Origin of the sequence: Micromonospora sp. 067-2 (assembly GCF_046549295.1) — a bacterium.
Lineage (GTDB): Bacteria > Actinomycetota > Actinomycetes > Mycobacteriales > Micromonosporaceae > Micromonospora.
In genome coordinates, this window is the sequence record NZ_JAJPWB010000004.1 from 1 (window position 1) to 25,160 (window position 25,160).

General features: G+C 72.2%; 20 protein-coding genes. 6 read left to right on the forward strand and 14 right to left on the reverse strand.

What is annotated here, in order from left to right:
* Positions 1-405: 405 nt before the first annotated feature.
* From uvrC to rsgA, 4 genes are all read right to left on the reverse strand, one after another.
* Positions 406-2,394, reverse strand: coding sequence for an excinuclease ABC subunit UvrC (gene uvrC / locus ACLJN9_RS09800; RefSeq protein WP_410810824.1), 1,989 nt, complete (start codon positions 2,392-2,394; stop codon positions 406-408).
* A gap of 157 nt (positions 2,395-2,551) precedes the next feature.
* Entirely contained in the window at positions 2,552-3,046 is a 495-nt protein-coding gene (locus ACLJN9_RS09805) for a Rieske (2Fe-2S) protein (protein WP_410810825.1), read from the reverse strand.
* Positions 3,047-3,211: 165 nt separating this feature from the next.
* Positions 3,212-6,160 (reverse strand): excinuclease ABC subunit UvrA, encoded by a 2,949-nt coding sequence (gene uvrA, locus ACLJN9_RS09810; protein WP_410810826.1) that lies wholly within the window; start codon positions 6,158-6,160, stop codon positions 3,212-3,214.
* 201 nt (positions 6,161-6,361) lie between these two features.
* On the reverse strand, positions 6,362-7,432 hold the full coding sequence (rsgA, locus tag ACLJN9_RS09815; protein WP_410810827.1) for a ribosome small subunit-dependent GTPase A: 1,071 nt from the start codon (positions 7,430-7,432) through the stop codon (positions 6,362-6,364).
* Between the two features lie 281 nt (positions 7,433-7,713).
* Between rsgA and ACLJN9_RS09820 the strand changes: the two genes are divergently transcribed.
* A complete protein-coding gene (locus tag ACLJN9_RS09820; protein WP_410810828.1) occupies positions 7,714-8,367 on the forward strand; it encodes an MBL fold metallo-hydrolase in 654 nt (217 codons plus the stop codon).
* A gap of 88 nt (positions 8,368-8,455) precedes the next feature.
* Here the strand turns inward: ACLJN9_RS09820 and ACLJN9_RS09825 are convergent, their stop codons facing one another.
* Both ACLJN9_RS09825 and ACLJN9_RS09830 read right to left on the reverse strand, forming a co-directional pair.
* On the reverse strand, positions 8,456-9,076 hold the full coding sequence (locus ACLJN9_RS09825; RefSeq protein WP_410810829.1) for a DedA family protein: 621 nt from the start codon (positions 9,074-9,076) through the stop codon (positions 8,456-8,458).
* Positions 9,077-9,177: 101 nt separating this feature from the next.
* The gene (locus ACLJN9_RS09830) at positions 9,178-9,864 is read right to left on the reverse strand and encodes a class I SAM-dependent methyltransferase (RefSeq protein ID WP_410810830.1); all 687 of its coding nucleotides are present in this window, start codon (positions 9,862-9,864) and stop codon (positions 9,178-9,180) included.
* Between the two features lie 192 nt (positions 9,865-10,056).
* Here ACLJN9_RS09830 and ACLJN9_RS09835 point away from each other — a divergent pair, with 192 nt between their 5' ends.
* Complete coding sequence (locus ACLJN9_RS09835; protein ID WP_229400095.1) at positions 10,057-10,260, forward strand: cold-shock protein; 204 nt, start codon at positions 10,057-10,059, stop codon at positions 10,258-10,260.
* Between the two features lie 48 nt (positions 10,261-10,308).
* Here the strand turns inward: ACLJN9_RS09835 and ACLJN9_RS09840 are convergent, their stop codons facing one another.
* The 5 genes from ACLJN9_RS09840 to ACLJN9_RS09860 all read right to left on the reverse strand — a co-directional run bounded on the left by ACLJN9_RS09840 (position 10,309) and on the right by ACLJN9_RS09860 (position 15,512).
* On the reverse strand, positions 10,309-11,589 hold the full coding sequence (locus tag ACLJN9_RS09840) for an MFS transporter (RefSeq protein ID WP_410810831.1): 1,281 nt from the start codon (positions 11,587-11,589) through the stop codon (positions 10,309-10,311).
* Positions 11,586-12,161, reverse strand: coding sequence for an ArsR/SmtB family transcription factor (locus ACLJN9_RS09845; protein ID WP_410810832.1), 576 nt, complete (start codon positions 12,159-12,161; stop codon positions 11,586-11,588). The genes ACLJN9_RS09840 and ACLJN9_RS09845 overlap by 4 nt, the downstream gene beginning before the upstream one ends.
* 105 nt (positions 12,162-12,266) lie before the next feature.
* Positions 12,267-13,142: a hypothetical protein gene (locus ACLJN9_RS09850; protein WP_410810833.1), complete on the reverse strand. Its 876-nt coding sequence runs from the start codon at positions 13,140-13,142 to the stop codon at positions 12,267-12,269.
* A gap of 144 nt (positions 13,143-13,286) precedes the next feature.
* Positions 13,287-14,993 (reverse strand): CocE/NonD family hydrolase, encoded by a 1,707-nt coding sequence (locus tag ACLJN9_RS09855; RefSeq protein WP_410810834.1) that lies wholly within the window; start codon positions 14,991-14,993, stop codon positions 13,287-13,289.
* A gap of 3 nt (positions 14,994-14,996) precedes the next feature.
* Positions 14,997-15,512 carry a MarR family winged helix-turn-helix transcriptional regulator gene (locus ACLJN9_RS09860; protein WP_410811430.1) on the reverse strand — a complete coding sequence of 172 codons (516 nt, stop codon included), beginning with the start codon at positions 15,510-15,512 and terminating at the stop codon, positions 14,997-14,999.
* Positions 15,513-15,636: 124 nt separating this feature from the next.
* On the opposite strand from ACLJN9_RS09860, the gene ACLJN9_RS09865 reads away from it, so the two are divergent.
* Positions 15,637-17,763: an MMPL family transporter gene (locus ACLJN9_RS09865; RefSeq protein ID WP_410810835.1), complete on the forward strand. Its 2,127-nt coding sequence runs from the start codon at positions 15,637-15,639 to the stop codon at positions 17,761-17,763.
* A 59-nt stretch (positions 17,764-17,822) separates the two neighbouring features.
* Here the strand turns inward: ACLJN9_RS09865 and ACLJN9_RS09870 are convergent, their stop codons facing one another.
* A complete protein-coding gene (locus ACLJN9_RS09870; RefSeq protein WP_410810836.1) occupies positions 17,823-18,707 on the reverse strand; it encodes a transglycosylase SLT domain-containing protein in 885 nt (294 codons plus the stop codon).
* A gap of 33 nt (positions 18,708-18,740) precedes the next feature.
* Positions 18,741-20,174, reverse strand: a complete 1,434-nt coding sequence (locus ACLJN9_RS09875) for a DedA family protein (RefSeq protein WP_410810837.1) — start codon at positions 20,172-20,174, stop codon at positions 18,741-18,743.
* A gap of 133 nt (positions 20,175-20,307) precedes the next feature.
* Here ACLJN9_RS09875 and typA point away from each other — a divergent pair, with 133 nt between their 5' ends.
* Positions 20,308-22,176 carry a translational GTPase TypA gene (typA, locus tag ACLJN9_RS09880; protein WP_410810838.1) on the forward strand — a complete coding sequence of 623 codons (1,869 nt, stop codon included), beginning with the start codon at positions 20,308-20,310 and terminating at the stop codon, positions 22,174-22,176.
* 112 nt (positions 22,177-22,288) lie between these two features.
* Positions 22,289-23,149: a serine hydrolase gene (locus ACLJN9_RS09885; protein WP_410810839.1), complete on the forward strand. Its 861-nt coding sequence runs from the start codon at positions 22,289-22,291 to the stop codon at positions 23,147-23,149.
* Between the two features lie 38 nt (positions 23,150-23,187).
* On the opposite strand, the gene ACLJN9_RS09890 is transcribed toward ACLJN9_RS09885, so the two are convergent.
* On the reverse strand, positions 23,188-23,985 hold the full coding sequence (locus ACLJN9_RS09890; RefSeq protein ID WP_410810840.1) for a tyrosine-protein phosphatase: 798 nt from the start codon (positions 23,983-23,985) through the stop codon (positions 23,188-23,190).
* Positions 23,986-24,029: 44 nt separating this feature from the next.
* Between ACLJN9_RS09890 and ACLJN9_RS09895 the strand changes: the two genes are divergently transcribed.
* Entirely contained in the window at positions 24,030-25,127 is a 1,098-nt protein-coding gene (locus tag ACLJN9_RS09895; RefSeq protein WP_410810841.1) for a mandelate racemase/muconate lactonizing enzyme family protein, read from the forward strand.
* Positions 25,128-25,160: the final 33 nt, after the last annotated feature.

The following is a 25,160-nucleotide window of genomic DNA, read 5'->3' on the forward strand; positions in this document are numbered from 1 at the left end:
GTGCGGGAAGCTGTCGCGAGAACGCCGGCGATCCATGCGACCTGCTCAGGCGTTCCGGGGGATGTAACCCAGGCGGCCCGGCCGGTGTTCCCGGCGGCTGCCCCGCACCAGGGCTCCGAGGCCACGGCGCGCTGCCAGGTATAACGACCCCGCCCGGCCCACGATTCCACCCCCACGGTGACGCCGACCACGGGACATCCCTATCGAAACCGGACACCCATCCCCTGACCACCATCACCGAAACAGTCATACCGGACGCCACCGCCGGGGACGCCACCGGCGCGCCATCCCGAGATCGCGCTCGATCCAGGAAACAGGCCCCACCCCACGGCGACCAGACCACTACAACCTGGATCGAGCACGATCGTGGGCGGCGCGACCGACCACCGAGAGGCGAGGGCGGCGTCAGGGACCTGGCGTCGCCTCGACGCCGTTGTCGACCCTCGTGTCCTTGTCGAGCGCGGCAAGGATCGCCTCGGCGGTACGCCGGCCCACCCCGGGCACCTCGGTGATCTCCTCGACGGTGGCGGCGGAGAGCCGCTTGAGTGAGCCGAAATGTCGCAGCAGCGCCTTGCGTCGTACCTCCCCCAGGCCGGGAACGTGGTCCAGCGCCGACTCGGTCATCCGCTTCGAGCGCCGCTGCCGGTGGAAGGTGATGGCGAAGCGGTGCGCCTCGTCGCGGATCCGTTGCAGCAGGTAGAGCCCCTCTGAGGTGCGCGGCAGGATGACCGGGAACTCGTCGGCAGGAAGCCAGACCTCCTCCAGCCGCTTGGCCAGCCCGCACAGCGCCACGTCGTCGATGCCCAGATCGGCGAGGGCCTGGGCGGCCGCCGCGACCTGCGGCGCGCCGCCGTCCACGACCACCAACTGGGGCGGGTACGCGAACTTGCGCGGCCGGCCGGTGGTGGGGTCGACGAGGGTGCCGATCTGTGGCTCCTGAGCGTCGCCCGGGGCCTGGGCGTCGTCGGCCGATTCCACTCCCACCTCGCCCGTCTCGGAACGCGCGTCCAGGTAGCGGGCGAAGCGGCGGCGCAGCACCTCAGACATCGCGGAGAGGTCGTCGGTGGCGCCCCGGACGATGAACCGCCGGTACTCGCTCTTGCGGGGCAGCCCATCCTCGAACACCACCATGCTGGCCACCACGTCGGTGCCCTGGATCTGGGAGATGTCGAAGCATTCGATGCGCAGCGGCGAGGTGCGCATCGCCAGCGCCTCGCTGATCTCGTCCAGTGCCTTGCCCCGGGTGGTCAGGTCACCGGAGCGCTTGAGCTTGTGCCGGGCCAGCGCGTCCTTGGCGTTGCGTTCCACCGTCTCCATCAGCGAACGCTTGTCGCCGCGCTGCGGCACTCGCAACGACACCCGGCTGCCCCGGTGGGTGGAGAGCCAGTCGGCCAGTGCGTCGGCGTCCGTGGGCAGTTCGGGGACGAGCAGTTCCCGGGGGACGTCGGCCTCGCCGTGCTCGCCGCCGTACACCTGGGTGCAGAAATGGTGCACGAGGTCGCCGGTGCTCAACTCCTCGGTCTTCTCCACCACCCAGCCGCGCTGGCCGCGGATCCGGCCGTCGCGGACGTGGAAGACCTGCACGGCGGCCTCGAGCGGGTCGTCGGCGAACGCGACCACGTCGGCGTCGGTGCCGTCGCCGAGCACCACGGCCTGCTTCTCCATGGCTCGGCGCAACGCGGCCACGTCGTCGCGCAGCCGGGCGGCCCGCTCGAACTCCAACTGCTCGCTCGCCTCGGTCATCTCGCGTTCGATCTTGCGGACCATGGTGTCGGTGCTTCCGGCCATGAAGTCGCAGAAGCCGTCGACGATCACTCGGTGCTCGTCGGCGGAGACGGTGCCGACGCAGGGCGCCGAGCACTTACCGATGTAGCCGAGCAGGCAGGGGCGGCCGACCTGACCGGCCCGCTTGAACACCCCGGCGGAGCACGTGCGGGCGGGAAACACCCGCAGCAGCAGGTCGAGGGTCTCCCGGATGGCCCAGGCGTGGGAGTACGGCCCGAAGTAGCGCACCCCCTTGCGTTTCGCGCCGCGCATCACCTGCAACCGCGGGTACGCCTCGTCGAGGGTGACGGCCAGGTAGGGGTAGGACTTGTCGTCGCGGTAGCGGACGTTGAACCGGGGGTCGTACTGCTTGATCCAGGTGAACTCCTGCTGGAGTGCCTCGACCTCGGTGCCGACGGTGATCCAGTCCACGGACTCGGCGCTGGTGACCATCTGCCGGGTGCGCTCGTGCAGGTTCCACACGTCGCCGAAGTAGGAGTTGAGCCGGCTGCGCAGGTTTTTCGCCTTGCCGACGTAGATCACCCGACCGGTGCCGTCGCGGAATCGGTAGACCCCCGGTGACTCCGGGATGGTGCCGGGTGCGGGACGGTAGGTCGAGGGGTCAGCCACGCCGCCAAGCCTAGTCCGGCCCTCCGACAGCACCCTGGTCCGGCACCCTCAAGCAAGATCCACTCGATGTCCGGGAAGTCGGCTTGAGCCCACGTGGGTGGGACACCCCGACTTCCCGGAGCGGGAGTCGATCAAGATCCTGAGCCGTGCTGACCGGTCAGGCCAGCGAGATCTGGTCGCCGGTGACCTTGACGTTCTTCGGCGGCAGCGGCTTGGTGGCCGGGCCGGCCTTCACCGAGCCGTCCTCGATCGAGAACTTGCTGCCGTGGCAGGTGCAGTTGATGGTGCCGCCGTCGACGTTCGACACGGGGCAGTTCTGGTGCGTACAGATCGGGCTGAAGCCCTTGAACTGACCGGCGGTGGGCTGGGTGATCACCACGCCCTCGGCGGCCAGGACCTTGCCGCCGCCGACCGGAATGTCGGTGGTGGTGGCCAGCGACTGGGCGCCCTGCCGGTCGCCGCCGCCTGCGTCGCCGCTGCTGGGCACCGCCGGGCCGCCGCTGATCGGGCTGGTGGGGGCACCGCTGCCGCTGCTGTTGTCGTCGCTGCCGCAGGCAGCCAGGACGACGGCCGCGCCGACCGCCCCGACACCGGTGAGCAGGGTGCGACGGGTCTGCGTACCCGAACCGGTCAGCGCCTGATCGTCACTCATGCCTCGCCTCTCTCTGGGCTGCTGCGCCGGTTCCCGATCAGCCGGCCACACTCGTCAACACGGGCAACTGTGCCGGATGGTTCACGGCGGCATGGCCTCGACCCGGGAAATGACAGACGCCGGCGGTGCCCGATCGGGCACCGCCGGCGTCGGGTCTGGTCCGACTCAGCCCGCGGTGGCCGGGACCTTGCGCGGTGCCCGGGTGGCCTTGGCGACACCGTTGGCCTGGGCGGCACGCTTGGTGGCCGCCGCCGCGCCCTTGGCGTCGCCGTCGAGCGTGAGCACCTGCCGCAGGAACTGGCCGGTGTGGCTCTCGCGCACCTCGGCGACCTCCTCCGGGGTGCCGGTCGCGAGAACCAGGCCGCCCCGATGGCCACCCTCCGGCCCCATGTCGATCAGCCAGTCGGCCGTCTTGATCACGTCGAGGTTGTGCTCGATGGTGATCACCGTGTTGCCCTTGTCGACCAGCCCTTCCAACACCATCAGCAGCTTGCGGATGTCCTCGAAGTGCAGGCCGGTGGTCGGCTCGTCCAGCACGTAGACCGTCCGCCCGGTCGAGCGCTTCTGCAACTCGGAAGCGAGCTTGACCCGCTGCGCCTCACCGCCGGAGAGGGTCGGGGCGGGCTGCCCGAGGCGGACGTAGCCGAGGCCGACGTCGACAAGCGTCTTGAGATGCCGGTGGATGGCCGGGATGGCGGAGAAGAACTCGGCAGCCTCCTCGATCGGCATCTCCAGCACGTCCGAGACGGTCTTGCCCTTGTAGTGCACCTCCAGGGTCTCCCGGTTGTACCGGGCGCCCTTGCAGACCTCGCACGGGACGTACACGTCGGGGAGGAAATTCATCTCGATCTTGATGGTGCCGTCACCGGAGCACGCCTCACAGCGGCCGCCCTTGACGTTGAACGAGAACCGGCCCGGACCGTACCCGCGCACCTTGGCCTCGGTGGTCTCGGCGAAGAGCTTGCGGACGTGGTCCCAGACCCCGGTGTAGGTGGCCGGGTTGGAGCGCGGGGTCCGGCCGATCGGCGACTGGTCCACACCGACGACCTTGTCAACGTGCTCGAGACCGCCGACCCGGGTGTGCCGGCCCGGCACCAGCCGGGCGCCGTTGATCTGGTTGGCCAGCACCGCGTACAGGATGTCGTTGACCAGCGTCGACTTGCCCGACCCGCTGACCCCGGTGACCGCGATCAGCTGGCCCAGCGGGAAGGGGACGGTCAGGTTGCGCAGGTTGTGCTCGCGCGCACCGTGCACCACCAGCTCGCGGTCCTTGGTCCGCGGACGTCGCTTGGGTGGAGTGGGGATCGACCGGCGCCCGGACAGGTACGCCCCGGTGAGCGAGTCCGGGTTGTCGAGCAGTGCCGGAACCGAGCCGCTGTGCACGATCGTGCCGCCGTGCTCACCCGCGCCGGGCCCGATGTCGACGATCCAGTCGGCGGTACGGATCGTGTCCTCGTCGTGCTCCACGACGATCAGCGTGTTGCCCAGCCCGCGCAGCCGGATCAGGGTCTCGATCAGCCGGTGGTTGTCGCGCTGGTGCAGCCCGATCGACGGCTCGTCGAGGACGTAGAGCACACCCACCAGGCCGGAGCCGATCTGGGTGGCCAGCCGGATCCGCTGCGCCTCACCGCCGGACAGGGTGCCGGCGGGCCGGTCCAGGGAGAGGTAGTCCAGGCCGACGTCGAGCAGGAACCGCAGCCGGGCGTTGATCTCCTTGAGCACGCGCTCCGCGATCATCTTCTGCCGGTCGGTCAACTCGATGCCGGCGAGCAGCTCGGCGCACTCCCCCACGGACAGGTTGCAGACCTCGGCGATGCTCTTGCCGGCCAGGGTGACGGCGAGCACCTCGGGCTTGAGCCGGGCGCCACCGCACGCCGCGCACGGCACGTCGCGCATGTAGCCCTCGTACTTGTCGCGGGACCACTCGGACTCGGTGTCGGAGTGCCGGCGCTCGATCCACTGCACCACGCCCTCGAACCCGGTGTAGTAGGAGCGCTCGCGGCCGTACTTGTTCCGGTAGCGCACGTGCACCTGGTCGTCGGAGCCGTGCAGGATCGTCTTCTGCGCCCGCGCCGGCAGCGCCCGCCACGGCGTGTCGACGTCGAAGTGCTGGGCCTCGCCGAGCGCCTCCAGGAGGCGCAGGAAGTATTCCAGGTTGTGCCCGGTGGCCCAGGGCTGGATGGCCCCCTCGCGCAGGCTGCGCTCCGGGTCGGGCACCAGCAGCTCCGGGTCGACCTCCTTCTTGGTGCCCAGGCCGGTGCACTCCGGGCAGGCGCCGTACGGCGCGTTGAAGGAGAAGACCCGGGGCTCGAGGTCCTCGATGGCGAGCGGGTGGTCGTTGGGGCAGGCCAGGTGCTCGGAGTAGCGGCGCTCCCGGTCCGGGTCGTCCTCCGCGAGGTCGACGAAGTCGAGCAGCACCAGGCCGCTGGACAGGCCCAGGGCGGCCTCGACCGAGTCGGTCAGCCGCTGCTTGGCGCTCGGCTTGACGGTGAGCCGGTCGATCACCACCTCGATGGTGTGCTTCTCCTGCTTCTTGAGCTTGGGCGGCTCGGTCAGCGGGTGCACCACGCCGTCGACCCGGGCCCGGGCGTAGCCCTTGGCCTGCAGCTCGGAGAAGAGGTCGACGTACTCGCCCTTGCGGCCGCGGATGACCGGCGCGAGCACCATGAACTTGGTGCCCTCGGTCATGGCCAGCACCCGGTCGACGATCTGCTGCGGGCTCTGCCGGGAGATCCGCTCGCCACAGACCGGGCAGTGCGGCTCACCGATGCGGGCGTACAGCAGACGCAGGTAGTCGTAGACCTCGGTGATGGTGCCGACGGTCGAGCGCGGGTTGCGCGAGGTCGACTTCTGGTCGATCGAGACGGCCGGGCTCAGCCCCTCGATGAAGTCGACGTCGGGCTTGTCCATCTGGCCGAGGAACTGCCGGGCGTACGAGGAGAGCGACTCCACGTAGCGCCGCTGCCCCTCGGCGAAGATCGTGTCGAAGGCCAGGCTCGACTTGCCCGACCCGGACAGCCCGGTGAACACGATGAGTGCGTCCCGGGGCAGGTCGAGACTGACGTCACGCAGATTGTGCTCGCGCGCGCCACGGATGATCAGTCGGTCGGCCACGGTACGTGTACTCCCGGGTGAAGATGAAGCGGAGGGTTCGTCCCGCTCTGGGGTCTTTCAGAGCGGTCGTACGAGCGCGGAAAATGCGCCTCGGCAACTCTAGCCCCGAGGTACGACAGTTTCCCGCGCCCGCACATTCCCCCAGCTCAACCCGGGTGGTCGAGGCCGCCGCCGGGACCACGCCGACCAGTACCGGGCCGGTCAGAAGCCGCCGGGCGACGGCGGTCGGGCCGCACGTCGCCGTGCCGAGCGCCAGCCACCGCGCCGCTGCGCGGCCAGCCGCGCCTCCCGCCGTCCACCCTCCTGCGCCACCTCCCGCTGAAGCCGCCGCCAGCTCTCCCACCGACGGGCGGAGAGCTCCCCGGTGAGCAGCGCCTCCCCGACCGCGCACGCAGGCTCGCCATCGTGCCCGCAGTCGGCGTACCGGCAGCCCTCGGCGAGCCCGACGATGTCGGCGAACGCCCGGTCGAGCCCAGCGACGCCGTCCAGCAGGCCGACCGCCCGTACACCGGGCGTGTCGATCACGGCACCGCCACCCGGGATCGGCACCAGGGCCCGCCAGGTGGTGGTGTGCCGGCCCTTGCCGTCGACCCGGCGGATCCCCTGGGTCGGCATCATCACGGCGCCGGCGAGGGCGTTGACCAGGCTCGACTTGCCGGCGCCGGACGGCCCGAGCAGCCCGAGCGTGCGGCCCGGCGCCACCTCGGCGCGCAGCGGATCCAGCCCGACGCCGCGCTCGGCGCTGACCGGCAGCACCGGCACTCCGGGCGCGACCGCGGCGAGCTGCCGGGCCAGCGCGACCGGGTCGGCCGCGAGGTCGGCCTTGGTCAGCACGACCAGCGGCCGGGCCCCGGACTCGTGGGCCAGCGCGAGCAGCCGCTCGATCCGGCCGACGTCCGGCTCCGGGTGCACCGGCTCCACGACGGCGGCCGCGTCGAGGTTGGCGGCCAGCACCTGGCCGCTGGCGTCCTTTCCGGCGGTACGGCGGATCAGCGCTGCCCGCCGGGGCAGCACCACCTCCACGGTGGTGCGGCCGTCCGGCCAGCGCGCGAGCAGCACCCAGTCCCCGGCGCAGGGCAGCGCGGACAGGTCCCGGGCGGCCGCGGCGAGCACCGCCCCGCCCAGACTCGCCCGGACCGGACCGGCCGCGGCGAGAACCGTGCAGACCCCCCGGTCCACCCGGGCCACCCGGCCGGGTCGGTGCTCGCCGTAGCGCGCGGCGTACGCCGCCCACTCGGCGTCCCAGCCGAGGGCGGTCAGATCGATCGTCATGGCATCCTCATCGGTGTCGAAATGTCGTGGTGGTGGAACACGCGTGCCACGGTCGGCATGACCACCACCTCCCTCCGACGTCGCGGTGCCACGTATGCGCCGACGGTAGGGCGCGAACCGACGCGCCGAAAGCGATTTCCCCGGCGACGGCGCGACGGCGGACCGCTAGGGTCGACGGGTGACCACCGCGGCCTCCTTCGACGCCGCGGACCTGGCGGCCACGTCGCTGCTGCCGGACGGCCGGTCCCTGCCCACTCCCCCGGAATGGATCTGAACACCTCATGACATACAGCGGAGACGTCACGCACGGCGGCGCGCCGGCGGTGCGGGAGCTGGACGGGCTCACCATCAGCAAGCTGTCGGTCGGCCCGATGGACAACAACGCCTACCTGCTGCGCTGCACGACCACCGGCGAGCAGGTGCTGATCGACGCCGCCAACGAGGCACCCCGGCTGCTGGAGCTGGTCGGCGACGGCGGGCTCACCGCCGTGGTGACCACCCACCAGCACATGGACCACTGGGTGGCGTTGGAGGAGGTGGTGGCCAAGACCGGCGCCCGCACCCTGGTGCACGCCGACGACGCCGCCGGGCTGCCGATCGAGGCGGAGTCGCTGGCCGACGGTGACAGTGTGCCGGTCGGCGACTGCGCGCTGGAGGTCATCCACATCACGGGGCACACCCCGGGCTCGATCGCGCTGCTCTACCGCGACCCGACCGGGATTCCGCACCTGTTCACCGGTGACAGTCTGTTTCCCGGCGGCGTCGGCAACACCGACCAGGACCCGGAGCGCTTCGCCGCGCTCATCGACGACGTCGAGCGGAAGATCTTCGATCGGCTACCGGACGAGACCTGGTTCTATCCGGGGCACGGCAAGGACAGCACCCTCGGCGCGGAGCGCCCGGCCCTGCCGCAGTGGCGCGCCCGCGGCTGGTGACCCGCGCGGGGCCGGCCCCCCGGCCGGCCCCGCACCACCCACCCGACCGCGCCGGCGCACCCCCCACCCGACGGTCGGGCCGACCCGGTCAGTGCGTTGACGCCCCGGTGACCGCGCGCAGTCGACGCCGGGTGCCCAGCAGCACCACGGCCGCGAGCGCCAGCCCGACACCCATGGTGACCAGCAGCGGGCTCGACTCCCCCGGCAGCAGCCCGGCCAGCGACCGGGACGCGGTGCCCAGCGCGAGGTAGAGACCGGCCCAGGCCGCCGCGCCGAGCGCCGCGCAGCCCAGGAACCGCCGGTACGACATACGCAGCCCGCCCGCCGCCAGTGGCAGCAGCGCGTTGAACACCGGCAGGAACGGCGCGACCATCATCATCCGACCGCCACCGCTGCGCAGGAGTCCCTCCGCCGCCGTCCAGCGCGCCTCCCCGATCCAACCCCCGACCCGGCTGCCCCGCAGCCGCTCGGAGTACCTGCGGCCGACCAGGAAGCTCAGCGACCAGCCGGCCAGGCAGCCGATCAGCACCGCGGTGAAGGTGGCCAGCCCGGTCGCCGGGCGGCCCACCCCGACCGCGGCCAGGATCGCCACGTCGCCGGGGATCAGGACACCCAGCAGCGGTACGGCGTCGAAGAGCATGACCAACCCGAGCGCACCCATCAGCAGCAGGATGGGCAGTTCTCCGACCTCGGCCAGCCATTGCGTCATGCCCCGTACGCTATGGCCGGCCTCCCGCCCCGGACATCCGGTCGCATCCCCCAGCGGCCCCTGGTTTCCGCCTCGGGGTCGCCCCTGAGGCCGGCCCTGGCTCAGCCGGGTCGCAGCACCTGCACCCAGCGCAGCGACGAGTCGACCGACGGTTCCGTCGTGGGCACCGGATAGTCCGCCAGCACCGTCAGCCGGTCCGCCGGCAGGTGCCCCCGGTCGGGATCGCCGACCAGCACCTCGGCGCCACCGGCGGCGGCCCGTTGCAGGAACGGCAGCATCCGGTCGGCGAGCGCGCGGCTGTAGAAGGCGTCGCCGGCGAGGACCACCTCCACCTCGGCGTCACCGCCGCTGTCGAGCAGGTCACGTCCGGTGGCGTCGACGGCGACCCCGTTGGCCCGCGCGTTGATGGTGACGGCCGCCACGGCGTACGGATCGATGTCGTTGGCGACCACCTGCGCCGCGCCGGCCAGCGCCGCGGCGATGGCCACCAGGCCGGACCCGGCGGCGAGGTCGAGCACCCGGCGGCCGGCGACCAGCTCGGGATTGTCCAGCAGGTGTCGGGCCAGGGCCTGACCTCCGGCCCAGGCGGACGCCCAGTAGGGCGGCGCCAGAGCGTGTCCGGCGGCGGCCTCCATGCGCGCCCACCAGACGATAGCGTCCTCTGCCAGGTGCAACCGCACCTCGGGGACGAACGGGGTGGGCATCAGCCGGAGCCGGTCGAGGCCGCCGCCGGGCGCGTCGATCTCGCGCTCCAACTCGGACAGCGCGGTGGCTGCGGCACTCTTCATCGGCGCAAGCATGCCCCAACGGAGGGTTGCGGGGGCGGGTTTCGCGTGGCGCACGTAGAGTTCACCCGACTTCACCGAAGTGCCTACGGCACTTCGGCCGGCGGATCCGGGTTTTGCCCGTTACTGTCGGACAGGTACGGGCGATCATCGGCCACACGCCGAGGGTCAGCCGCTTTGAACAGGGAGAGATGCATGGCAACCGGCACGGTTAAGTGGTTCAACTCGGAAAAGGGCTTTGGCTTCATCGAGCAGGACGGTGGAGGGCCGGACGTGTTCGTCCACTACTCCGCCATCGCTTCGAGCGGCTACCGGGAGCTCAACGAGGGCCAGAAGGTCGAGTTCGAGGTGACCCAGGGGCAGAAGGGTCCGCAGGCGGACAACGTCCGCCCGATTTAGCTCCGTGCCGGTGGCGGCGGCCGGTTGACGGCCGCCGCCGCAGCGCACTCAAGACGCCGCCGGGGCGGCGGGCAGGTCCCGCCGCCGCCGGAGCGGCCCCATCAGCAGGATCAACGGGGTGAACGCCAACCAGGCGGTCATCACCCCGATGGCTGTTCCGACGCCATACTGCGCGCCGAGGGCACCAGCCAGCACGGCCGCCAGCGGAATGGTGCCGTAGTTGAGCAGGTGCATGCTCACCGTCACCCGGCCGAGCAGGTGGTGCGGGGTGTACGTCTGCCGGAAGCTGCCCTTGACGACATTGCCGACGGCCACACCGAAGCCGATCAGCACCCCGCCGACGGCCGGCCAGACCAGCCCGACACCGGGCGCGGCCAGCGGGATGAGCAGCGCGGGCGGGCCGGTGAGGGTCGCGGCGAGCAGCAGGGCCCGCGCGGTGCCGCAGCGTCGTGCCAGCGCGGTGGCGAGCAACGCACCGACGATCCCACCGACGCTCATCACCGCGATCAGGGCGCCGACCGGCCCCGGTTCGAGCCGTAGCTCCCGGACCAGGAAGACCACGAGGACGGCCTGGTAGCCGGTCAGCCCGATGTTGCTGGCCGCACCGAAGACCGTCAGCACCCGCAGGTACGGGTCGCGGACGACGAAACGAAGCCCCTCGGCGATGTCCCGGCGGAGCGACCTGGAACGGCCTGCCCGCCGCACCGGCAGCTCGACGGTGCGGATCCGGAGCAGGCACGCCGCCGAGACGACGAAGGTGAGCGCGTCCAGCACCAGCGCGGCGACCGCCCCGGTGACCTGGGCGATCAGGCCCGCGAGGCCCGGCCCGACGACGTAGCTCGCGGTCTGGGTGGCCTGCAACTTCGCGTTGCCCTCCGGTAGCTGCTCAGGTCGCAGCACGATCGGCAGGTACACCTGGTCGGCGGTCTCGAAGAAGACCCGCGCGGTGCCGGCGCCCAGCGCGACCAGCAGCAGCTGCCAGACGGTGAGCCGGTCCAGTGCGGCGGCCAGCGGCACGCTGAGGAAGGCCAGCGCGCAGAACAGGTCGCAGACCACCATCACCGGTCGGCGCGGCAGGCGGTCGACCCACGCGCCGGCCGGCAGGCCGATCAGCAGCCAGGGCAGCCAGGCCGCAGCGGTGAGCATCGCGACCTGGAAGGTGCCGGCGTCGAGCACGGCCACCGCGACCAGCGGCAGCGCGACGGTGGTGACGTTGCTGCCGATGCCGCTGACGGTCTGGCCGGCCCAGAGCAGCCGGAAGTCCCGGTGCCGCAGCAACCCTCCGCGCGGCGGGGCCGGGCGCGGGTCCGTGCGGGTGGCCGCGGTCACGGCCTGGCCGGAACGCCGTGGACGAACAGGAAGACCGGTTGCCGGTCGCGGCCGTCGTCGGGCACCTGACGATCGGCCCAGCGGTCCAGCAGGCCGACTATCTCGTGGCTCAGCTCGGCCAGCTCCTCGGGGGTGAGGTGCAGCCACTTGTCGGTGGAGAAGGGGCTGTCGTCCCAGACGGCCCGTGTCGACTCGTCGGTGGCGTGCCAGGCACGGGCCAGGGCAACGTGTCGATCCAGGTTGAGCGAGGTGGCGGCGTCGGCGACCGCCCGGGCCGCCGGGTCGGCGTCGAAGTCGCTGTCCGACCACCGCACCCCCCGGTCGACCAGCCGCCACCACCGCTCACGCCGGTCCCGGGCCAGGTCGGGGGCCTCGGTGACCAGCTCACCGGCGGCGAGCACCCTGAGGTGGTGGCTGACGTTCGCCGGGGCCTGGTCGGTGCGTTCGGCGAGCATGCCGACGGTCGCGGGCCCGTGCACCTTGAGCACGTCCATCAGGCGGCGGCGCAGCGGGTGGGCCATGGCGGCGAGCACTCGCGAGTCGGTGACCTGGCGTACGTCCGGATTCTTCATGCCACCGACCCTGCCATACGCAACGACCATTGCGCAACGACTATTGCGCAACAGGCCTCGCGGATCTGCTGGCCGCACCAGCCGGCCGACGAGGCCGGCTGGGGGTCAGGCGACCAGTCGACGAGCCAGCTCGTCGGCGACCTGCCTGGCCAGGGTGGGCGGGATGGCTGCGGCGATCTTCTCCGGGGTCAACCCGGCCAGCACGCCCTGGATGATCGCCGGCTCGTCGGTGAAGTCGCGACCGGAGAGCGCGGTCAACGCGGCCTGCAGGGCGCTCACCTGCGCGGCGAGCGACTTCAGCGTGGGATGCGTCGGTGCGTAGTTCGCGACGGTGGCGTCCTCGCCCAACGCCATCCGGGTGTAGATCTCGCCGATCGGGTTGCGGCCGTCCAGCACCGTCAGGTTCTGGTGGACGGTCGCCAGCCAGGCGTGTTCTTCGGGGGTCATGTCGTTCTCCTCCAGGAATCCGATGGAGCTGAGGTAGCGGCTGAACAACGGCCGCTGGTCGCGGCCCGCCTTGACGGCGTCACGGAAGAAGCTGAAGTGGGTGTGCCAGCGGTGCGAGCTGTCCCCGGTGCTCCGCCTGCCGAGCCGGTCCCACCGCTTCACTGTCGTACCGTCCGGGCTGTAGATGATCTCGCGGATGTCCCGGGTGTCGGCCGCGTTCGCGGCGCACTGGGCCACGCACCAGAGCGAGAAGCTGGGCAGGGTGTGCGTCCGGCCGGCGGAGCGCACCTCGAAGCCGCCGACGTCCAGCGCCGCCGCGTCGAGGGTCAGGCCGGCCCGGTCCCGGGGCGACTCCACCACCGAGTAGTCGTTCGTGACCACCCGGTCCGATCCGCAGTGGTAGCCGCCCCGGTGCGCCGGATCGCCGACGATGCCGACCTCCCCCGGGTCCAGGTCGTCCGGCCCGGGAGCGTTGTCGAGGTGGGTCAGCAGGAGAGTGCGGACGGCCAACAGGTTCGCTGGGGCCCGGGTCATGGGGTCCCCCCTTCCACGGGGTGGGGACCGGGCACGACGTCACACCGCGTACGCGGGTGCGGGGCTGAGAACGCGCCCGGTCTACTGGTGCACGGCGCCGGGCGTTGACTCAACGATAGCCCGCAATTTAGATGAATGCCCAGCTCAGAGGCGGTTAGTTCGAATTGGAGACTGCGCGCAGCCAGAGTGGACGATCGGCAGCACCAGCGCCGAGGCGTACGCCGGCTCGTGCAGAACCTGCCGCCATCCGGCACGCAGCGTCACCGCCGTACCGAGGGGCTCCCCGGTGCCGGGGTTACGTGCCCAGCGCGGGTGGGCACCACCGGTCACCTGCACCCGCAGACGGTGTCCGGCGCCGAACCGGTAGGCCGTCGGCCACAGCGGCACCGGGACCCGACGCACCCCGGCCGGGTCGGCCGCGAACCGGTCGGGTGTGACCCGGACCAGACCGTCACACACGTTCCACGATCGACCGTGACGGTCCACGTCGCACAGCCGGACGAACACGTCCAGGTACGGCAGCTCACTGCGAACGTGGATCTCGGCGCGTACCGGGCCGATCACCTCGACCGCCCCGGGCAGCGGAGCACTGGTGTATGTCAGCACGTCGGGGCGAGCCTCGACACTCCGGTTGTCGACCGGGCCGGCCCGCTGCGCGACGAGCAGTGGGCCACCCGACGACGGGGTGGGGTCGGCCGGGTCGTACCGGAACTCGTCCGGCGCCGAGGGGGCCGGCGGGTGCGCGGCCAGCTCGCCACCCGGATGCAGGTACCAGGCGGCGTCGACCGCCGGCGGTGGCCAGTCCGGCAGGTCCCGCCAGCCGCCGCCGGCACCGCTCACGTACAGCCGGACCGGGGCCGACGCGGACCGGCCGACGCGGGCTGCCCGCCCGCCGGCGGGGCCCGGTCCGGTCAGGTGCTCGTCGAGCCAGGCCAGCCCCTCGCGCAGGGCGGCCACGAACAGGCCGGGGCTGCCGTGCGTCCACGGGCCGATCACCAGGCGTGGCCGGGCGCCGACGGCGCGCAGTGTGGCATGGTCGTCGAGTTGGGCGGGCAGGAAGATGTCGTGCCACCCGGTGACCATGACCACCGGCGCCCGCACCCGGGCAACCCGGTCGGCGAAGACCCTGGTCCGCCAGTACGCGGCGTCCGGCGTGTGGTGGCGCAGCCACTCCTGGAAGAACGGGATGGTCACCCCGGTGGCCACCCGGTCGGCTTCGGCCAGCGGCAGGTGCTCCAGCGCGGCGGCCAGCCGGGGCTGCCCACGCTTGAGCTCCCACTGCCTGGCCAACCACGGCACGGTCTGCGCGTGCAGCAGCTCCGCCCAGGTCAGCACCGTGTCCAGGGCGAAGGACTCCCCCGCGTACGTCGAATCCCGGGTCGCCGAGGCGGTCACGACCGCGACCATCGCCCGCAGGTCCTCGTCGGCGTCGGCGGCCAGCGCCCACTGCGCGAAGCCCTGGTAGCTGACCCCGAACATGCCGAGCGCGCCGGACCACCAGGGTTGGCGACGCAGCCAGTCGAGGGTGTCCAGCCCGTCGTCACGCTCGTGCACCAGCGGGGCGAACGTCCCACCGGAGCCGCCGGTGCCCCGGCAGGACTGAATGATCGTGTGCTTTCCGCGCGCCGCGAGCAGCCGGCCGAGCAGCCGCAGCGGCCCGCCCCGACCGTACGGGGTGCGGATCAGCACGGTGGGCGCGTCGCGGACCGCCGGGGCGTAGTGGTCGGTGCGCAACACCACGCCGTCGCGGACCCGGACGGCAATGTCGCGCGTGACCCGCACCGGGCTTGGGCGGATCGCGGGCAGCCGCAGCGCGGCGCCGGCGAGCCGGGCGACGAGCCGGTGCCGCACCGGTCAGCTCGTCGAGCGGCGGGGCGACTCGGGCCGTTCGGCGCGCATCGAGTCGCGGTGGGCGCGCAACGACTCGCTCATCTCCGTCATGAACCGGCGCACCACCTCCAGCTCGTCGTCGTCGAAGTGGGCCATCACCGAGTCGGTGCGGGTGCCCAGCGGTTGGAAGAACCGCATGGCCAGGGCGGCCCCCTGGTCGGCGTAGTGCAGCAGCACCTTGCGCCGGTCGACGGTGTCCCGGTCCCGGCGGATGTGGCCGGCTCGCTCCAGCCGGTCGATGAGGGCGGTGACCGAGCCGGAGGAGAGGTTGAGCTGCTCGCCGAGGCGGCCGGGCGTGATCGGGTCGCCGAGCAGTTCGGCGTCCATCACGGCGATCAACGCCTGCAGGTCGGTCGGGTTGAGCCCGTGCAGGTTGGCGAAGGCGTGGCCGACCCGTTGGGCGTCCCCCGAGTAGCGCCGCAGGTGGTTGGTGATCTCCGCGACCAGCTGCTCGCGGCGCGTGTCGCGTCGCCGGTACATGCCGTGAGTCGCCACGTCGAGCCGCTTCTCTCCATCGTCGGTCCCCCGGCTTGCAGCATAGAACAACCGTCGATAATCTCGCTTATCAAGATACTTTACGACCGAAGGACCTTGAGGTCAGCTGATGTCCGTCTTCACCAGAGTCGCCCGCGGCCGGTTGGCCGCCTGGCTCACCGTCGCCACCGCGATCGTCGTCGGCGCTGCGGTCTTCGGGCTGCCCCGGCCGGACAACCCGGCCCCGGTCTCCGCCAGCGGCCTGTCCGCGCAGTGGCAGTCGACCCAGGTGCAGCGTCTGCAGGACCAGCTCCCGTCCAGCGAGGTGCAGCCGGCGATCGTGGTCGTCACCCGCGCCGACGGTGCTGCGCTGGACGAGGCCGACCGGGGCGCCGTCGCCGCCCGCTCCGCCGACCTGAGGCGCTTCGCGGTGGGTCAGCAGATCAGCCCCGCCCAGATCTCGCCGGACGGCACGGTGGCGCTCGTCGCCGTGCCGCTGAGCACCGCCGGCGGTCAGGACCAGGTCGTCGACACGATCACCAAGCTCCGCGACGCGCTGCGGGACCTGCCCGGCGGGCTCACCGTCGCGGTGACCGGCGCCCCCGCGTTCACCGCCGACCTCTCCTCGGTGTTCGACGGCGCCGACGTCACCCTGCTCGCGGTGACCGCCGCCGTGGTCGCCCTGCTGCTGCTGATCACCTACCGCAGCCCGTTCCTGTGGATCGTGCCGCTGGTCGTCGTCGCGGCGACCGAGCAACTCACCCTGCGCGCGGTGGACACGATCGTGCCGGCCGTCGGGATCAACCTCCAGGAGGGCGCGGTCACCGGCATCGCCAGCGTCCTGGTCTTCGGCGCCGCCACCGACTACGCCCTGCTGATCATCGCCCGCTACCGGGAGGAACTGCGCCGCGAGGAGGATCGGTTCGCGGCGATGCGCGCCGCGCTACGCCGGACGGCCGAGCCCATCCTGGCCAGCGGCGGCACCGTGGTGCTCGGCGTACTCACCCTGCTGCTCAGCGAGGAGGAGACGAACCGGGCGCTGGCCGTGGCCTGCGCCACCGGAGTGGTGTTCGCCATGCTCTCGGCCCTGTTCGTGCTGCCCGCCGTGCTGGTGCTCGCCGGCCGTGGCCTGTTCTGGCCGTTCGTGCCCCGGGTCGGTGGCCCGGTCCGCGAGGGCCGGCTCTGGGGTCGGCTGGGCGCGGCCGTGGAACGCCGCCCGGCGCCGGTGGCGGTGCTCGCCTCGCTGCTGCTCGTCGGCCTGGCCCTGGGCGGGCTCGGAATCCGCACCGGCCTGTCCGAGACCGAACAGTTCCGGGCCGAGCCCGAGGCGGTGACCGGAGCGCAGACCCTGGCCCGGGCGTTCCCCGCCGGCACCACCCAGCCGGTGGCCGTGCTCACCAGGCCGGATGCGGTACGGGCGGTCGTCGACGCCGCCACCGCCGTGCCGGGGGTCGCCTCGGCCCGTCCCGGTGACGCCGGGCCGGGCGTCGCCCAGGTCGACGTGGTGCTGGACGACGAACCCGGCACCGGCGCCTCCGACCGGACGATCGAGGCGCTGCGGAACGCGGTCGCCGCGGTTCCCGGCTCCGCACCCCCCGCGGCCGATGGCGCCGACGCTCCGTCCGGTGCGATCGTCGGCGGCACCGTGGCGGCCACCTACGACTCGGAGAAGGCCAACGAGCGGGACCTGCGGCTGATCCTGCCGATCATCCTGTTACTGGTCGGCGCGGTGCTCGTCCTGCTGCTGCGGGGCCTGCTGGCACCGGTGCTGCTGGTGCTCACCGTGATCGCGTCGTTCTTCGCCAGCCTCGGTGCGGCGTGGCTGCTCTTCGACCACGTGCTGGGCTTCCCCGCCCTGGACAGCGGCGTGCTGCTGATCGCCTTCGTGTTCCTGGTGGCACTCGGCGTGGACTACAACATCTTCCTGGTCACCAGGGCGCGGGAGGACGCCCGCGGCGCCGGCACCCGGGACGGGATGCTCTCCGCGCTGCGGGTCACCGGCGGGGTGATCACGAGTGCCGGCGTGCTGCTCGCCGCGGTCTTCGCCGTCCTCGGCGTGCTGCCGCTGATCACGCTGACCCAGATCGGCATCATCGTCTGCATCGGCGTCCTGCTGGACACCCTGCTGGTCCGTACGGTCCTGGTCCCGGCACTGGCGTTCCTGCTCGGTGACCGCTTCTGGTGGCCCGGTCGGATCACCCGTGATGCCGTGGCGGACACCGCGGTGCCGCAGGAGCAGGTGGCCGCCCGCGACTGACGCGGCACCGCGCGCGGCGGGGCTCTGGGGACATCCGCCCAGGGCCCCGTCGACGCCGGTCAGTACGACAGGCAGACGCACTCGGTCATCAGCGCCCGCACGTTGCGCACGTACGACGGGTTGGGGATGGCCAACGGCTTGCCCTCCCGCGCCACCGCGCCGTGCCCGAAGTTGTACGCGGCGATGACCGCGTTGAGCAGGCAGGAGTTCAACTCGGCGCTGCACAGGGAAGCGTCCAGCCGGTAGTCGGACTCGAAGTACATGTCGCCGATGTACTTGGTCAGCCAGGCCAGGTAGTTGGCGCCCAGATACGCGTTGTCGCGGTAGTCGTCGATCGTGTAGCTCTGGTCGAATCGCTGGTTCATCCAGGTCGCGGTGCCCGACATCACCTGCATGAGGCCCACGCCGCCGTCGCAGGCGTAGATGTTGGACTGCCAACCGCTCTCCTGCCACGCGGTGGCCTTGACCAGGTCGAGCGGGATCATGATGTCCGGCGCGGAGGTCGGCCAGTACGAGCGGGCGGCAGCGTCGGCCAGCGCCGCCTTCACCTCGGCCCGGGTCGCCTGCTTGCCCTTGTAGCTCGGCTTACAGGAACTCGGTGCCGGCTTCGGCGGGGCTGGCGGGACCTTGGTCTCCGTGGGCGGCTTGGCCACCGGGCGCGGCTTCGGCGCCGCGCCAGCCGTACGGGTCGGCTTCTTCGTCGGCTTCGGGGTTGGGGACGCGCTGTGGCTCGGCGTCGCGCGCACCGACGGCGTGGCGCTCACCGAAGGGCCCGGCTCGGCGGTGACCTCGCTGGTGGGGACGTCCGTCGGCACCTCGCTGACCGCGACCGGCGCGGCCAGGTCCGCGGGCGTGTCGCCCTCACCACCGCAGCCGACCAGTGTGTTCGCCAGCAGCAGCCCGACGAGCACCGCAGCGCCCACCCGACCGGTCCGTCGATGCATTCCGTGCCTCCCCCGTGTGACCATCGCCGCACCCTAGCAAGGTTCGGCCGGACGGCGAGGCCCCTGCGGCGGCGGTCGGGCCGGGTCCGCCGACTGCTCCCGATCCCCCGTCGCCCGATCCCCCAGTGCCCGGTCCCGGGTCGCCCAGGCGACGATGAACACCACCGTCCAGAGCACCCCGAGCAGCACGGCCGCCGCCGTTCCGCTGGCCGTGTCCAGCCCGAGGTAGAGCCGCGCGCCGCCGACCCCGAGGACGCCGGCGGCAGCGGCCGTCCAGGCGGCCACCGCCACCGGCCACCGGGTGCCCCGCGACACCAGCCAGGCCAGGGTGCACAGGCTCGCCGCGACCACCGCGTTCTGGGTCGCGAACGGCACCGACTCGCCGCCGCCGGGGCCTGCGCCCGGCGAGCCGGTCAGCTCGGCCACCACGGCCAGCACCAGCAGCGGCACGAACGCGCCCACCGTGCCGACCACGCTCAGCAGGTCGGCACGCCAGGGACGGTTCCGCCACGCCAGCAACGCCGCCACCAGTGCCACCAGAACGATCAGCACCCACCCGCGTACCACCGACACCAGGGTGGTGGTGGCATCGGCGGCGTCCGGGGTCCGCCGGCCGGCGAACCAGTCCGCGATCGCGCCGTCCAGCATGGCCAGCCCGCTGTTGCGTACGCCGACGGCGAGCAGGCCGGCGATGGCGAGCCCGGCCGCGAAGAGCAGCAGCAGTCCGGCGGCGAGGTTGAGAAGCAGTGTCCAGGCCGGCCCGATCCGCATGGCCACCAGGAAGAACAGCACTCCGTAGCGGGCGCTGAGCCAGCGCACCGGGGGCAGCGCGCCCGCCCGGAAGAGCAGCGCCCGTACCGGGTCGGGGTTTCGGCCCAGCCACCGGCCGGCGAGAACCACCCCCAGCAGACCGGCCAGCAGCACCAGTGCCGCGCCGGTGGCCCGACCGAGCAACCCGGAGAGCGTGTCGTACGACTCACCGGCGAGGTGCCCGAGCAGCACCGACCCGGCCACCCAGGTCACCACGCCGGCCAGGTTCCACGGCGCGAACCGCCGGTAGGGCATGCCGGCCGCCCCGGCCAGCCGGGGCACCAGGGTGCGGGCGAAAGCCACCCAGCGCGCGGCGAACACGCCACGCCCGCCGAGCCGGGCGAGCATGGCGTCCGCTCGACTCCACCGCGCGGGCCCGACCCGGTGACCGAGCCCGGCACGCAGCCGTGGGCCGTACCGCCGGCCGGCGCGGAACGCCAACCCGTCGCCCAGGACCGCCGCGACGATCATCGCGAGCAACGCCGGGCCCAGCCGCAAGGTACCGTTGTAGGTGAGGAAGCCGACGAGCAGCAGGGTAGCCTCACCCGGCACCAGCAGGCCGAAGATCACCGCGGTCTCGCCCGCCACGATCAGCGCGGCGACCAGGTAGATCCACAGCGTGGGCAGACCCTGCACCCAGGTCAGCAGGTCGTGCACTCAGGCCCCCGGGACACGGGAGTCAGCATGCCAGCCGGGGGAACGACCCGGACAGCAGTTTCACCAGAGATCAGGGGCACCTGGGGGTGACCCCGACGCAGCCTGCGCGAGCGCAGGCGGAAGGATAGAGGGTATGCAGCTTCGCACCGACCTCCGCAACGTCGCCATCATCGCTCACGTCGACCACGGCAAGACCACCCTGGTCGACGCCATGCTGCGGCAGGCTGGCGCGTACGGCGCCCGGGGTGAGACGACCGAGCGGGTGATGGACTCGGGGGACCTGGAACGGGAGAAGGGCATCACCATCCTGGCCAAGAACACCGGCGTGCGGTACCTGCCGGCGGATGGCTCCGACCCGGTCACCATCAACATCATCGACACCCCCGGCCACGCCGACTTCGGTGGCGAGGTGGAGCGCGGCCTGACCATGGTCGACGGAGTGGTGCTCCTGGTCGACGCGAGTGAGGGCCCGCTGCCGCAGACCCGCTTCGTGCTGCGCAAGGCGCTGCGGGCGCGACTCCCGATCATCCTGGTGATCAACAAGGTGGACCGGCCCGACGCCCGGATCAAGGAGGTCGTGGACGACACCTACGAGCTCTTCCTCGACCTGGACGCCGACGAGGAGCAGATCGACTTCCCGATCGTCTACGCCTGCGCCCGCGACGGCATCGCCTCGCTGACCCAGCCCGCCGACGGCTCGGTGCCGGAGGACAGCACCTCGCTGGAGCCGCTGTTCCGCACCCTGCTGGACACCATCCCGCCGCCCGCGTACGACGACGGCGCGCCGCTGCAGGCGCACGTCACCAACCTCGACGCCTCGCCGTTCCTCGGCCGGCTGGCGCTGTGCCGGGTCCGCCAGGGCACGATCAACAAGGGCCAGACCGTGGCCTGGTGCCGCACCGACGGCAGCACCCAGCGGGTCCGCATCTCCGAGATGCTGATGACCGAGGGCCTGGAGCGCAAGCCGGCCGACTCGGCCGGTCCGGGCGACATCATCGCGGTCGCCGGCATCTCCGAGATCATGATCGGTGAGACGCTGGCCGACGCGGAGAACCCGGTCCCGCTGCCGCTGATCACGGTCGACGAGCCGGCCATCTCGATGACCATCGGCACCAACACCTCGCCGCTGGTCGGCCGGGTCAAGGGGTCCAAGGTCACCGCGCGCATGGTCAAGGACCGGCTGGACAAGGAGCTGATCGGCAACGTCTCGCTGCGGGTGCTGCCCACCGAGCGGCCGGACGCCTGGGAGGTGCAGGGCCGCGGTGAGCTGGCGCTGGCCATCCTGGTCGAGCAGATGCGCCGGGAGAGCTACGAGCTGACCGTCGGCAAGCCTCAGGTGGTCACCCGGGAGATCGACGGCAAGGTCTGCGAGCCGGTCGAGCGGCTGACCATCGACGCGCCGGAGGAGTACCTGGGCGCGATCACCCAGTTGCTGGCCACCCGCAAGGGCCGGATGGAGCAGCTGGTCAACCACGGCACCGGCTGGATCCGGATGGAGTGGCTGGTTCCGGCCCGGGGTCTGATCGGCTTCCGTACCGAGTTCCTCACCGACACCCGGGGCACCGGCATCCTGCACCACGTCTTCGAGTCCTACGAGCCGTGGTTCGGCGAGCTGCGTACCCGCAACAACGGCTCGCTGGTGGCCGACCGCACCGGTGCGGTCACCGCCTTCGCGATGATCAACCTGCAGGAGCGCGGGCAGCTCTTCGTCGATCCGACCACCGAGGTGTACGAGGGCATGATCGTCGGGGAGAACTCCCGCTCCGACGACATGGACGTCAACATCACCAAGGAGAAGAAGCTCACCAACATGCGGGCGTCCAGCTCGGACGAGACCGAGAAGCTGATCCCGCCGCGCAAGCTGTCACTGGAGCAGGCCCTCGAGTTCTGCCGCGAGGACGAGTGCGTCGAGGTCACCCCGACCTCGGTGCGCATCCGCAAGGTGGTGCTCGACCAGCAGCAGCGCGGTCGGGCCGCCGCCCGCCGCAAGCACGCCGGCTGACCCACCAGCACCCGGCACCGGGCGCGTCGACCGCTTGCGGTCGGCGCGCCCGTCCGCTTTCGGTAGGGGTACACCGCGGTCGGTGCGCCGATGATCCGTTACCGTTCCCGACATGACCTGGGATGATCTCGACGTCCACCTGGACACGGTGCCCGGAACCGTCTCGGCGTACGTGGGTCGGCTCGACGCGTCGCCGACCTGGACCCGACACTCCGACGCCACGCACTACGCGGCCAGCACCATGAAGGCCGCGGTGCTCGCCGCGCTGCACCGCGCCGCCGAGGCCGGCACGCTGGACCTGGACACCCCGGTCCCCGTGGTCAACGAGTTCGACTCGGCGCAGCCCGGCGCCCCCCGATTCTCCTGCGCCCAGCACTACGACAACGACGACGCCGTCTGGGAGCGCGTCGGTGGCACGGCGCCTCTGCGCTGGCTCGCGGACCGGATGATCGTGCGGTCCAGCAACCTGGCCACCAATCTGGTCATCGGGTACGTCGGACTGCCGGCGGTGGCCGAGGTGTGGGCGCTGGCCGGGGCTCGGCACAGCGTCACCGGCCGGGGCATCGAGGACTTCGCCGCCCGCGAGGCCGGCATCACCAATCTCGTGACGGCCGCCGACCTGGCCGCTCTGCTCGGCGGGCTGGCCACCGGGGTGTCCACCCCCGGCCGGCTCGCGTCCCCGGCCGGCTGTGCGGCCATGCTGGACGTGCTGCTCGCGCAGGAGCACCGCGAGGACCTGGCCGCCGGCCTACCCGAGGGCACCCGGATCGCGCACAAGAACGGGTGGGTGCGCGGCGTCCGGCACGGCGCCGGAGTGGTGCTGCCCGACGACGCGCCGCCGTACCTGATCGCTGTCTGCACCACCACCGATCTGGCCGACGGCGGGCCGAGCGGTGACGAGGTCGAGGACGACGCCTGCCGGCTGATCGCCCACATCTCGGCGCAGGTCTGGGCCGCCCGCCACCAGCTCTGACCAGCCCTCCCGCCGGAACGCGGAGCCCGCCGCACCGCTCACTCCAGCAGCTGCGCCCGTAGGGCCGTGAGCACCCCGTCGTCCAGCCCGAGCCCGTCGCGCAGGTAGCCGTCGAACGAGCCGTGCACCCGGCGTACCTCCTGGTAGCCGGCGTCCAGGTACTCCGGGCGGGCCTGCAGCACCGGCAGCACCGCGTCGACGTCCAGGTTGGGCTGTCGCCGCCGCATCGCCTCGACGATGACCGCGCGCAGGCTGTCGGTCAGCGGGTTGTTGCGCAGGTACTCGGCGCGGATGCTGGCCTCGTCCACCCCGAGCGCGGTCAGCAGGATGACGGTGAGCCAGCCGGTGCGGTCCTTGCCGGCGGAGCAGTGGTAGAGCAGCGGGAGGTTCTCCGCCCCCGCGGCCAGCCGCACCGCCGAGGCGAAGCCGACGCGTGCCGCCCTTCCGGTCACGAACCACCGGTAGATCTCCGCCATCGCCTCCGCCGTGCCCTGCCGGGCAAGCTCCGCGTAGGCGTCCAGGTCATGGCCGAGCAGGACCGCCGAGACGTAGGTGAAGACCGGGTGCTCCGCGTCGTGCACGGGCAGGTGCACGACCCTGGGCTCGCCGACCAGCCGGTCCGCCGGGGCCACCGTGATCTCCGCGCCGTCGCGTAGGTCGACCACGCAGGCCGGCGCGAGCTTCGCGAGCACCGGCAGGTCCTCGTCGGTGAGGCGACCCAACGCCGGGGTACGGATCAGCGCTCCGGCGCGTACCCGTCGACCGTCGGCGCCGGTCAGGCCGCCCAGGTCACGCGCGTTCGGCGCACCCACCATCGCCCAGTCCCGCCCGATCATCCGCTCTCCCCTCCCACCGCGTGCCTGCGTATAGGGTGCCCCACATGACGATCTCGGCGGTACGCACCCACCGGGTTTCCGCCCCCTTACACACCCCGTTCGTCACCGCGCTGCGCCGGACCACCACAGTGGACACCCTGGTCGTCGAACTGATCGACTCCGACGGTCGGTCCGGCTTCGGCGAGGCGCCGCAGGTCTGGCAGGTCACCGGCGCATCGGTGGGCGGTGCTCAGGCCTGCGTACGGGAACTGCTCGGACCTCTGCTCACCGGGCGTGACCCCGACGACCTGGTGACCCGCTGCGCCGAGGTGCAGCGGGCGGTGGTCGGCAACGAGGCGGCGAAGGCGGCGGTGGACGTCGCCCTGCACGATCTGGCCGCCCGTCGGCTGGGCGTACCCCTGGTGCGGCTGTTGGGCGGCACCACGCTGCGGGTGCCCACGGACGTCACGCTGGCCGCCGGTGACGCGGTGGACCTGGCGGCGGCCGCGCGGCAGCGGCGGGCCGACGGTTTCGACGTGCTCAAGCTGAAGGTCGGCACCGACGCGGCCGGCGACCTGGACCGGGTGCGGGCGGTGCGGGCGGCGGTCGGCGCCGGGGTCCGCATCCGGCTCGACGCCAACCAGGGCTGGACGCCCCGGGAGGCGGTCCGGGTGATCCGCGGCATCGAGGACGCGGGGCTCGACGTCGAGCTGGTCGAGCAGCCGGTGGCCCGCTGGGACCTGGACGGGATGGCCTGGGTCAGCGACCGCGTGTCCGTGCCGATCCTGGCCGACGAGGCGGTCTTCGGAGTCCGCGACCTGGTGGAGGTGATCCGCCGCCGGGCCGCGGACCTGGTGAACGTCAAGCTCGCCAAGTGCGGCGGGCTGCACCCGGCGCGCACCCTGCTGGAACTGGCCGCCGCGCATGGCCTCGGCACGGTTGTCGGGTCGATGATGGAGAGCCAGGTCGGCATCGGGGCGGCCGCCAGCCTGGTCGCCGCGTACGGCACCACGGCCGTTGCCGATCTGGACGCCGCGTGGTGGCTGGCCTGGTCGCCGGTGCAGGGTGGGATCCGCTACGAGGGGGCGACGGTGGTGCTGCCGGACGCCCCCGGCCTGGGCATCTCCGGTCTGGCTGAAGTAAAATTTCAGGCTCGCAGTTGATGACTGTTGGTTTCTTTCATATGGTTTCTCGGG